The sequence below is a fragment of the Ligilactobacillus sp. 110_WCHN genome (assembly GCF_030518115.1).
Lineage (GTDB): Bacteria > Bacillota > Bacilli > Lactobacillales > Lactobacillaceae > Ligilactobacillus > Ligilactobacillus aviarius_C.
On record NZ_JAULLI010000019.1, the window covers coordinates 21423 to 32477 of the forward strand.

At 38.2% G+C, this 11055-nt stretch carries 9 protein-coding genes; 8 read left to right on the forward strand and 1 reads right to left on the reverse strand.

What is annotated here, in order from left to right; genetic code table 11:
* Positions 1-52: 52 nt before the first annotated feature.
* On the reverse strand, positions 53-2224 hold the full coding sequence (locus Q3C15_RS07025) for an ATP-dependent Clp protease ATP-binding subunit (protein WP_278852003.1): 2172 nt from the start codon (positions 2222-2224) through the stop codon (positions 53-55).
* 149 nt (positions 2225-2373) lie between these two features.
* Here Q3C15_RS07025 and Q3C15_RS07030 point away from each other — a divergent pair, with 149 nt between their 5' ends.
* From Q3C15_RS07030 to Q3C15_RS07065, 8 genes are all read left to right on the forward strand, one after another.
* Complete coding sequence (locus Q3C15_RS07030; RefSeq protein ID WP_057826729.1) at positions 2374-2571, forward strand: hypothetical protein; 198 nt, start codon at positions 2374-2376, stop codon at positions 2569-2571.
* 148 nt (positions 2572-2719) lie between these two features.
* Positions 2720-2986, forward strand: coding sequence for a phosphocarrier protein HPr (locus tag Q3C15_RS07035; protein ID WP_057826730.1), 267 nt, complete (start codon positions 2720-2722; stop codon positions 2984-2986).
* Entirely contained in the window at positions 2986-4704 is a 1719-nt protein-coding gene (ptsP, locus tag Q3C15_RS07040; RefSeq protein ID WP_283573645.1) for a phosphoenolpyruvate--protein phosphotransferase, read from the forward strand. Before Q3C15_RS07035 ends, ptsP begins: the two co-directional genes overlap by 1 nt.
* A 177-nt stretch (positions 4705-4881) precedes the next feature.
* Complete coding sequence (locus Q3C15_RS07045; RefSeq protein WP_283573646.1) at positions 4882-6033, forward strand: glycosyltransferase family 4 protein; 1152 nt, start codon at positions 4882-4884, stop codon at positions 6031-6033.
* Between the two features lie 12 nt (positions 6034-6045).
* The gene (locus Q3C15_RS07050) at positions 6046-7065 is read left to right on the forward strand and encodes a glycosyltransferase family 4 protein (RefSeq protein ID WP_302704774.1); all 1020 of its coding nucleotides are present in this window, start codon (positions 6046-6048) and stop codon (positions 7063-7065) included.
* 5 nt (positions 7066-7070) lie between these two features.
* Positions 7071-8102, forward strand: coding sequence for a lysylphosphatidylglycerol synthase transmembrane domain-containing protein (locus tag Q3C15_RS07055; RefSeq protein WP_204779549.1), 1032 nt, complete (start codon positions 7071-7073; stop codon positions 8100-8102).
* A 177-nt stretch (positions 8103-8279) separates the two neighbouring features.
* Positions 8280-8513: a YkuJ family protein gene (locus Q3C15_RS07060; protein ID WP_057826735.1), complete on the forward strand. Its 234-nt coding sequence runs from the start codon at positions 8280-8282 to the stop codon at positions 8511-8513.
* Between the two features lie 83 nt (positions 8514-8596).
* Positions 8597-10705 carry an LTA synthase family protein gene (locus Q3C15_RS07065; protein ID WP_283573649.1) on the forward strand — a complete coding sequence of 703 codons (2109 nt, stop codon included), beginning with the start codon at positions 8597-8599 and terminating at the stop codon, positions 10703-10705.
* The last annotated feature ends 350 nt before the right edge of the window (positions 10706-11055 follow it).

Genomic DNA, 11055 nt, shown 5'->3' on the forward strand with positions numbered 1-11055 from the left:
AAATGAATGATTACGAACATAAAAAAAGCGCGAGTTATTCGCGCTTTAATAACTATGCTTCTTTGTCTTCAGCTTTAGTAATGTGAATCTCGTCATTTTCCAGTTTGGCAGTAAAGTGCTTTACATCCGGATGATCGAGATAGTAGTCTGCAATTCGGTCTTCAATTTGTTCTTGAATGACCCGTCGAAGTGGCCGCGCACCCATCTTTGGATCATACCCAAGTTCAACTAATTTATTGGCGACCGGAGCAGTTACATGGATCGTTAATCCTTGTTGAGCAAGCATTTGGTTAACATCATCGAGCATCAAGTTAACGATCTTCATTAAATCATCTTTTGAAAGGGCATTAAATTCGACAATATCGTCGAACCGGTTCAAAAATTCCGGTTTAAAGTAGTTGGTTAATCGATCCATGATTGAATTTGATTTGCCTGCACTATCTGCCCCGAAGCCAACGTTGACAACTGAGTCGCCGCTTCCGGCATTTGAAGTCATGATAATGATCGTATCCTTAAATGAAACGGTCCGACCTTGTGAATCGGTCAAGCGTCCGTCATCAAGAATTTGAAGGAACATATGCATGACATCCGGGTGAGCCTTTTCAACTTCGTCAAGAAGAATCAGGCTGTATGGATGACGCCGAACTTGTTCAGTTAGTTGACCAGCTTCTTCATAACCGACATATCCAGGAGGCGAACCAATCAATTTTGAAACGGAGTGCTTTTCCATGTATTCACTCATATCAAACCGGATCATTGCATCCTCGGTTCCAAAAAGCTCGCGGGCAAGTTGCTTAGCAGTTTCGGTTTTCCCGACACCGGTTGGTCCAACAAATAAGAATGAACCGATTGGACGACCAGATTTATTGAAGCCGATTCGATTCCGCCGAATTGCACGGGCAACCTTATCAACGGCTTCATCTTGTCCGATTACATGACTTTCAAGGGATTGGGCAAGGTTTTTAAGCTGTTCCTTTTCCTTGGCCTTCAATTCGCCAACCGGGATATTAGTTTTTTCTTCGACGATTTTTTCCATATCCTTTTCAGTTACGGTTGGAACGTTTGAATCATCAACGCTTTCCTGTTGCATTTTTTCAAAGCGACTAACCTGATCACGATAATAAGCAGCTTTTTCGTAATCTTCTTCTTTCAAAGCAGCTTGCTTTTGTTCTTCGGCATTTTTGATTCGTTCTTCCAATAATTTTGGATCGACCGATTCAAGGGTCAGGTTTTTCCGTGATCCGGCTTCATCCAATAGGTCGATTGCTTTGTCTGGCAGATACCGATCTTGAATGTACCGGGATGATAACGTAACTGCGGCTTTTAATGCTTGCGGAGTGTATTTCACGTGGTGGTAACTTTCATATTTTGATTGGATTCCTTTAAGGATTTCCAATGCTTCTTTAATACTTGGTTCATTAACTTGAACAGGTTGTAACCGCCGTGCAAGGGCAGCATCCTTTTCAATTGAACGGTATTCATTTAAAGTTGTTGCCCCTACCAATTGAAGTTCACCCCGTGCAAGAGCGGGTTTTAAGACATTTCCGGCGTCCATTCCGCCTTCAGCGTTTCCAGCACCGACGATTTCATGAATTTCATCGATGAACAGGATGATATTTTCAGCTTTTTTCAGTTCTTGCATTAATTGTTGCATCCGTTGTTCAAATTGACCGCGAATACCGGTTCCTTGGACAAGGGAAACAACATCAAGCCGAATGACTTTTTTATTAAGAAGTTTTTGCGGTACGTCACCGTCAACGATTTTTTGAGCAAGACCTTCAACAACGGCAGTTTTACCGACCCCAGCTTCACCAATTAAGACCGGGTTATTTTTTGTCCGCCGGTTTAAAATTTCAATTACCCGTTTAATTTCTTTATCCCGTCCGATAACCGGATCGATTCGACCGGCACGGGCTTCAGCGGTAAGATCGATTCCATATTGATCAAGGATCGAGCCGTTATTGTTTTGACCGCCGCGTTCTCCTTGGGTAGGCGGAACCTGTTCTCGCCGGCGTTGTCCGTTTGGCGCAGCTCCGGCCATTGAATTAAAGAAATTATTAAAATCAAACCCAAATGGATCGCCCATCCCATTGCCGCTTTCGCTGACCTGATTCTTTAAGGCCCGGTAGCAATTTTGGCAAAGATCAAGCGATGTTTGACGTCCATTAATATTAGTTGTTAAATGGATTGTCGCTGGATTTTGATGACAATTTTGACAGAGCATTGACTCACGTCCTTTCTAATTCGTCAAAAATTATTTGACCAACTTTGACCTTTATTAACTTTTATTATACAAAGTTTAACCAAAAGTGCAAGCCCAAGCTTAAAAATGCATGCTATACTTAAAACAAAGTTAAATTTGGAGGGAAAAGAATGGCAGAAGATTATCAGAAAATTCTCGATGATTTACGGACCGGTAAGTTAAAAGAATATGATGTTGAAATGGACCATTTCATGGAATTTCAACATGTGTTAATGAATTATCAGTATAAAAAGAGTATCGTTGGTGAAGCAAAACGCGGTGGCGGCGCAGTCTATCATTTCGATGATGGAAGCCATTCCAATAATTGAAAAAAGCGCTTGCTATTTAAATTATTACATGTTAATATTTATCCATGCGGAACGCCTTTTTTTATTACGGCTTTATGAAAACGTGTTCGTAGAAATGAAAAGGCATTTTACTAAGTAAATAATTTGTTTTAAAGGAGCATGATTTATCATGGAAAAGAAAGATTTTCACGTAATTGCAGAAACAGGAATTCACGCACGCCCAGCTACATTATTAGTACAAACAGCTAGCAAATTCAGTTCAGACATTACATTAACTTACAACGACAAGTCAGTTAACTTGAAGTCAATCATGGGTGTTATGTCATTAGGTGTTGGTCAAAACGCTGACGTAACAATCTCAGCAGATGGCGCTGACGAAGCAGACGCAATCGCTGCAATTGACGAAACAATGAAAAAGGAAGGCTTAGCTGAATAATGTCAAAGGTACTTAAGGGGATTGCTGCAAGTGACGGGATTGCAACCGCTGAAGCTTACATGCTTGTAGAACCGGATTTATCTTTTGATAAGAAGACAATTGAAAATCCCGATGAAGAAATTCAACGGTTACACTCAGCAATTGATGCTTCTAAAAAAGAACTTGAAACAATCAAAGAAAAAGCAAAAGAAAATTTAGGTGAAGAAGAAGCAGAAGTTTTCGAAGCTCACCTGACAATTTTGTCTGATCCTGAAATGATCGGCCAAATTGAAACAAAGATCAATGATGAAAAGGTTAATGCCGAATCAGCATTGAAGGATGTAACGGATACATTCATTTCAATGTTTGAAGCAATGACAGATAATGCGTACATGCAGGAACGGGCTGGCGATATTCGTGACGTAACGAAACGGGTATTAAGCCACTTATTAGGGGTAACTCTTCCAAGCCCAGCATTGATCGATAAAGAAGTTATTATCGTTGCGCATGATTTGACTCCATCAGATACGGCTCAACTTGATCGGCGTTATGTTAAGGGATTTGTAACTGACATCGGTGGCCGGACATCACACTCAGCCATCATGTCACGGACATTGGAAATTCCAGCTGTTGTTGGTTCTGAATCAGCAACCGAAGATATTCATGAAGGCGATCAAGTAATTATTGATGGCATTCATGGTGAAGCAATTGTAAAGCCTTCTGTTGATGAAGTTCGTGAATACGAACAAAAAGCAAAGGATTTTGCTGCTCAAAAAGCTGAATGGGAACAATTAAAGAATGAAAAGTCAGTTACTGCTGATGATAAAGAAGTAATCTTGGCTGCCAATATCGGAACTCCTCAAGATGTTGAAGGGGCAAATGATAACGGTGCTGAAGCGGTTGGCTTGTTCCGTTCAGAATTCTTATATATGGATGCTTCAGAACTTCCAAGTGAAGACGATCAATTTGAAGCTTACAAAGAAGCTCTTGAAGGAATGAACGGTAAGCAAGTTGTTGTTCGGACGATGGATATCGGTGGGGACAAGAAGTTACCTTACCTTCCATTACCTGATGAACAAAACCCATTCTTGGGTTACCGGGCAATTCGGTTATGCTTAGATCAACAAGAAATCTTTAGAACTCAACTTCGGGCTTTATTACGGGCATCGAAGTATGGTAAGTTAGCAATCATGTTCCCAATGATCGCAACTGTGCAAGAATTTAAAGATGCTAAGGCAATCTTTGAAGAGGAAAAGGCTGCATTAGTTGAAAAGGGCGTTGAAGTTGCTGATGATATTCAAGTCGGAATGATGATGGAAATTCCAGCAGCTGCAATGATTGCTGATAAGTTGGCAAAATACGCTGACTTCTTCAGTATTGGAACGAATGATCTGATTCAATACTCAATGGCTGCTGACCGTGGAAATGAACGGGTTTCATACCTTTACCAACCAACTAACCCATCAATCTTACGGCTTGTTAAGAATATTATTGATGCATCACACAAAGAAGGTAAATGGACCGGAATGTGCGGTGAAATGGCTGGTGATCAAACAGCAGTTCCATTGTTACTCGGCCTTGGCTTAGATGAATACTCAATGAGTGCAACTTCAATTTTGAAGACGCGGAGCTTTATCAAGAAACTTTCAACTGAAAAGATGAAAGAATTAGCTGATAAAGCATTAGATTGTGAAACTGAAGCTGAAGTTCAAGCCTTGGTTAAGGAATATACAAAATAGTTATTAAATTTACTTAAAGGGTTGTGTTATTCGCAACCCTTTTTTTGTTCAAAAAAATTTCATTAAAATGGCGCCAAAATCGCGGATCAGTGGCATATTTTTAACAAAACTTGCGTTGAAAAACATGGGTGAAAATAATATAATAAACACTGACTAATTGAAATGCGAGGGATGCTCGTGAATATTGGAATATTTACGGATACATACTATCCTCAAGTTAGCGGTGTCGCAACTTCAATTAAAACGTTACGGGAACAGTTGGAACGTCAAGGGCATAATGTATATATCTTTACGACAACTGATCCGGGAGTTGATAAAAATATCTATGAACGTAACGTATTTCGATTTACAAGTATTCCGTTTGTTTCATTTACAGATCGAAGAATTGCAATTCGGGGTGCTCATCGAGCGTTACATGTTGCCCAAGCCGTGAAGCTTGATATCATTCATACCCAAACCGAATTTTCATTGGGAGTAATGGGGAAATACGTTGCTCGTAAAATGAATATTCCATGTGTGCATACGTACCACACAATGTATGAAGACTATTTACATTATATTGCGAATGGAAAACTGCTGAAGCCGGTTCATGTTAAACAGATTTCCCGTTCATTTTTACAAAATATGAATGGAATTATTGCTCCAAGTGACCGGGTATTAACGACGTTACGTGGTTATGGGGTCACTGAACCAATTACGGTGATTCCAACGGGGGTCGATTTAGCCAAATTCAGCAAGGCAGATCAAGTTGATTATCGTAAAAAGTATGCAATTGCGGCGGATACGCCATTGTTACTAACGTTAAGTCGTTTAGCGTATGAAAAGAATATTGATCAGCTGATCGATGCGTTTGTCAGAATCAAAGAACAACTTCCAGCAGCTAAATTAATGATTTGCGGTGACGGTCCTGCCCGTGAAGATCTCGAAAACCAAGTTAAACGGCTTCACTTGACGGGAAGTGTGATTTTTACCGGCGAAATCAGTAATGATCAGGTTCCACATTATTATCGTATGGCCAATTTGTTCGTTTCAACGTCTGTTTCTGAATCGCAGGGGTTAACTTACAATGAGGCCCTCGCTTCAGGACTTAAAGTTGTTACAACCCATAGTCCATATACAGATGAGTTGTTGGATCAAGTTTGTTTGGGAAAGACATATTCAACTGTTGATGAATTTGTAAGTGATGTGGTCGAGTATTTAAAACATCCGGAAAAATATCGTAACGAAAAGGTTTTAGCACAAAAATTAAAGTCAATTTCTGCTGAGAATTTTGGAAAAAGAGTTATCCATTTTTATGAGCATTGTATTGACGAGTACCAACATTCTTAATGAGGAGATTTTATGTTAAATATTCATATGTATTCTTCCGCCTTAAGCGTTAAAGGACAAGGGGTCGGAAGTGCGTATTCAGAGTTAATTAATCTTTTGAAAGAATATTTTCCAGATAAAATTAAAATTGTCATTAATAAGTTAGGAAAAGCGGATATAAGTCATTATCATACGATTGACCCGCTTTTTTATTTAGAGACGTTTTTACCTGGAAGAGGGGTTAAAGTCGGGTATGTTCACTTTCTCCCGGAAACGATCGAAGGGAGTCTTAATTTACCTTCATTTGCGAAGAAGATTTTTTATAAGTATATGATTAGTTTCTATAAGCGAATGGATCAGATCGTGGTTGTAAATCCGATTTTTGGAAAGAAATTAGAAAATTACGGAATTGATGCGGATAGGATCACATACATTCCGAACTTCGTTTCTAACAAAGAGTTTTATTCGGAAAGCCAAGATAAAAAAGAAAAGATGCGCCGAAAACTCGGAATTCCAGCCGATAAATTCACGGTGATCGGAGTTGGTCAGGTTCAAGAGCGGAAGGGCGTCCCGGATTTTATTGAATTGGCAAAACGTCATCCAGAGATTCAGTTTATCTGGGTTGGTGGTTTTTCGTTTGGAAAGATGACCGACGGATACAACGAATTAAAACGGGTTGTTGATCAGCCACCTGCTAATTTAATGTTTCCGGGAATTTTAGACCGTAACGAAATGAATGATTATTATAATGTTGCCGATCTATTCCTGTTACCTTCGTTTAATGAACTCTTTCCAATGAGTATTCTTGAAGCATTTAGTGTTGGTTTGCCAGTAATGGTTCGTGACTTGGATCTGTACCATTCAATCATTAACGGATACTATTTGGGGACAAAGGATGTTGATGAAATGGATGAGCAATTAACTTTGCTTCAGCATGACCAAGCAAAACTTTCTTATTTGAAAGATCAGGCGCGTGCTGGGGCCGAATACTATTCGGAAGAGCGGTTAGCTAAAATTTGGCTTGATTATTATACTCGATTAGTAAAGGATTGAAGATAATGTCACGTAAAAATAAAATTGTATTGGCAATCATGATTGCCATTGGATGCTGTATTTTTGGATATTCGCTTCGCGATGTTCCGTTACACAGTGTTTTAATGAATTTAAAAGATCTTAAATGGTGGTGGTTGCTGGTCGCTTTTGGATTGATGTTATTATCGTTAGCATGTGAAGCCCTGATTGTTCGCTTCCTGTTGAAAAAGCATTATCCTGATATGCGGTGGCGTGATGTGATGCGGATTCCAATGGTTGAACAGCTTTTTAATGGAATTACGCCGTTTTCATCAGGTGGTCAGCCAGCTCAGATTTTAGCACTGGCCCAAACGGGAGTTGAAGTTGGCCAGGCAACGTCGATCTTGTTGATGAAGTTTATTGTTTATCAGGCAATGATTGTTGTGAACTTTGTAATTTGTATGATTTTTGGCTTTCATCTAATTGCGGCAAAGATGCATGTAATGTCAATCTTAATTGCATTTGGATTCTTGATTCACTTTTCGGTTATTGTTGGATTGTTAATGGTAATGTATTGGAATCGATTTACCCGAAAATTGGTTAATATTTGCTTAACACCGCTCAAGTGGTTCAAGAACAAAAATTTATATCCCAAATGGAAGGCAAAACTTGATGAAAAGATCGATACCTTTTATCAAGAAAGTTTGCGGCTTAAACGCGATAAGAAGGCGATTTTTAAAATTGCAATTATTACGTTAGGCCAATTGATTTTGTATTACATTATTCCATATTTCATTATTTTGGCGCTTGGGGTTCACCATGTAAACATTATTGAGGTTACGACGTTGCACGTTTTGATCGTAATGGTAATCTCATTATTCCCGGTTCCCGGCGGTGCTGGCGGTGCAGAGTTTAGCTTTGATGTGATTTTTTCATTATATATTCATTCGGGAACAAAATTGGTGCTTGCAATGATTCTTTGGCGAATCGTTACATATTACTTCGGAATGTTCTTAGGCATGGTTGCGTTGGTTCAAAAGCCGAAGAAAGTCCAACGAGTAGATCTCACAGAGGAATAATTTCAAACTGCAGGGATGCCTGCAGTTTTTTTATTGAATTGTGGTTACTTAATGTCTTTTTTGTTAAAAAGTTATGAATTTCGATAATGCATCTATTGTTATTTTGCAAAATTTGCTAAAATGTCTATGGTTCATTATTTTTTATGGACGAATTTAATAAAGAAAGAGGACATGGCGATGGAAAATTCTCAACTCGTGGCAATTATTTCACGACTTGATGCGATGATGAAAGCCGGCGAAAGTGAAACGCAATCTCGTCGTTTTGAAAAAGACGGTGATGAACGTGGAGTTGTTACTTACAATCCAGTAAGCAAGACATTCACTTTGGAAGAAGTTGCAACTAAGCAAAAGTTTGAGTTTGATAACATTGATTTAGCTGCAATGGAAATCTTTGATTTATTAGATGATTAAAGAATATTCAAGTTAAAAAAGTGTGGCTTTACGAATGTTTAGTCATCGCTTTTTTAATAATCTAATTTTGGAGGCATAAAGAGATGCGAAAAGCATTGAAGAAGGTCCAAGATTTCTTAAGTAAGAAACTTGTATTTTTTGCGTTGGTCATTATACTGTTCTGGATTAAAACGTATATTGCTTACCAAACAGAATTTACTTTAGGTGTTTCTGGGACAGTTCAAAATATCTTATTAATCGTCAACCCAATCCCATTTGCATTGATCCTATTTGGAATTGCCTTGTTCTTCAGGGGAAAAGTTTCGTATTGGATCATGATGGTCATCGACTGGATCGAATCGATTTGGTTGTTTGCAAATATCCTTTATTATCGGGAATTTTCAGATTTCTTAACTTTAGCGGTTATTAAATCAACGGGTTCAGTTTCAAATAATCTTGGATTGAGTATTAGTAAGATTATTCGGCCAACTGACTTTTTTGTATTTATTGATGTTGTTGTACTGACACTGCTTTTGATTACTAAGGTTATCAAAGTAGATAAGCGTTCGGTTCGTTTCCGTCAAGGAATTATTTCGGTAGTTGCGGGGATTGTTCTGTTTGGAATTAATCTTGGGGCTGCTAACCAAGATCGGCCGCAATTATTAACACGGACATTTGATAATAACTATATTGTTAAGTATCTTGGAATGAACTTTTATGCAGGATACAATGCATATCAGAATTATAAGCAGACTCAAACGCGGAAGGATGCAAAGAAAGAGGACTTGAATAAAGCGCTGAAATTTGCACGACAGAATTACCTTCCACCGAATGTTCAATATTACGGTAAGGAAAAGGGAAAGAATGTTTTCGTCATTCACCTTGAAAGTTTCCAACAATTTTTAATTGATTATAAGTGGGATGGTCAGGAAGTAACACCAAATATTGATGCGTTCTATCATGACCAAAATACATTGTCATTTGATAATTTCTTTAACCAAGTAGGTCAAGGAAAAACTTCTGATGCGGAAACAATGCTTGAAAACTCATTATATGGGTTGCCATCAGGTTCTGCGATGACCGAATATGGTGGTTCAAATACATTCGATGCGATGCCAGCAATTATGGACCAGCATGGTTACTCAACTGCTTCGTTCCACGGGGATGTTGGGAGTTTCTGGAACCGGATCAACACATATAAAGCATGGGGCTATCAATACTTCTTTGATAAGGACTATTACACAAGTAAAGAAAACTATAATGTCGGTTATGGGTTGAAGGATAAGATTTTCTTGAAGCAGGCAGTTAACTACTTGCAACAACTTCCACAACCGTTTTATGCAAAGATCATTACACTGACAAACCACTATCCATATGAATTGGATAAGCAGAATCAGTCGATTCCAAAGACTGATACTGGTGATGATACAGTTGATGGTTATGTCCAAACTGCTCGTTACTTGGATCAAGCATTTGGTGAATTTATTAACTACTTGAAGCAAACAGGGTTATACAATAATTCAATGATCGTTGTATACGGTGATCACTATGGAATTTCAAATAATCACCCGAAGGCAATTGCACAACTTTTAGGTAAGAAGTCTGTTTCAAGCTATGATTTAGCAATGTTCCAAAAGGTACCATTTATGATTCACGCTCCTGGACTAAAGGGTGGCATTAATCATACCTATGGTGGTGAAATTGATGTTATGCCAACATTACTTGATTTATTAGGCATTCCGGATAAACAATACTTAATGCTTGGCCAAGATTTGTTAAATCCAAATCACAGTCAAACAGTTGCGTTCCGGGATGGGAACTTTGTTTCACCAACCTTCTCAAAGATTGGAAGCAAGATCTATAACAATAAGGGTGAAGTTGTAAATGACAAGCTGACACCTGAAGAAAAGCAATGGATCAAGAATCAGCAGAATTATGTTGATAAACAACTGGAAATCTCTGATCAGATCATTACCGGAGATTTATTACGATTCTACCATCCAAAAGGTTTTAAACGGGTTGATAAGTCAGATTACAACTATAACTATAAAGCTGGAATGAAACAGCTCCAAGAAGCTCAAAAGAAACATCCGACAAGTTTGCTGGATGAAAATCACGGAAAGACGACCGTAAATGAATTCAGTACGGATGCTCCAGAACTAAAGGGAGTAACAAATAAACAGCTTTATAAGTACTATCAAACAGCACATTAAAGATGGAAAAAGGAATCCTGAAGAAGGGGTCCTTTTTTTGTTATTTGGGGAAGAATTTAATGTGATATTTTGTGAACAAAAAATAAATTTATTTTTTGAAAAAAAGTAGTTGACGTTAATAAAAAATGTTGATAATATATTAACTGTTGTCAGTGAGGCAAAGCGTTCTCACTGTTGATATAAAAGGTCTTGACAATTGTTTTGTTACTTGTTAAGATATAAAACGTCGCTTGAGGTTGTAAAATTTCTTGTTGACATAAATCAAATAAGATGTTAAAATATAATTGTTGTTTTAACATTTGATAGATCTTTGAAAACTGAACAATGTTTCGACACACAAATGTGCAGGG

Bases quoted from the DNA above. Each gene is read 5' to 3' on its own strand.
- Q3C15_RS07025 (WP_278852003.1), bottom strand. From the start codon at position 2,224: ATGCTCTGTCAAAATTGTCATCAAAATCCAGCGACAATCCATTTAACA.
- Q3C15_RS07055 (WP_204779549.1), top strand. From the start codon at position 7,071: ATGTCACGTAAAAATAAAATTGTATTGGCAATCATGATTGCCATTGGA.
- Q3C15_RS07050 (WP_302704774.1), top strand. From the start codon at position 6,046: ATGTTAAATATTCATATGTATTCTTCCGCCTTAAGCGTTAAAGGACAA.
- Q3C15_RS07030 (WP_057826729.1), top strand. From the start codon at position 2,374: ATGGCAGAAGATTATCAGAAAATTCTCGATGATTTACGGACCGGTAAG.
- ptsP (WP_283573645.1), top strand. From the start codon at position 2,986: ATGTCAAAGGTACTTAAGGGGATTGCTGCAAGTGACGGGATTGCAACC.
- Q3C15_RS07065 (WP_283573649.1), top strand. From the start codon at position 8,597: ATGCGAAAAGCATTGAAGAAGGTCCAAGATTTCTTAAGTAAGAAACTT.
- Q3C15_RS07035 (WP_057826730.1), top strand. From the start codon at position 2,720: ATGGAAAAGAAAGATTTTCACGTAATTGCAGAAACAGGAATTCACGCA.
- Q3C15_RS07060 (WP_057826735.1), top strand. From the start codon at position 8,280: ATGGAAAATTCTCAACTCGTGGCAATTATTTCACGACTTGATGCGATG.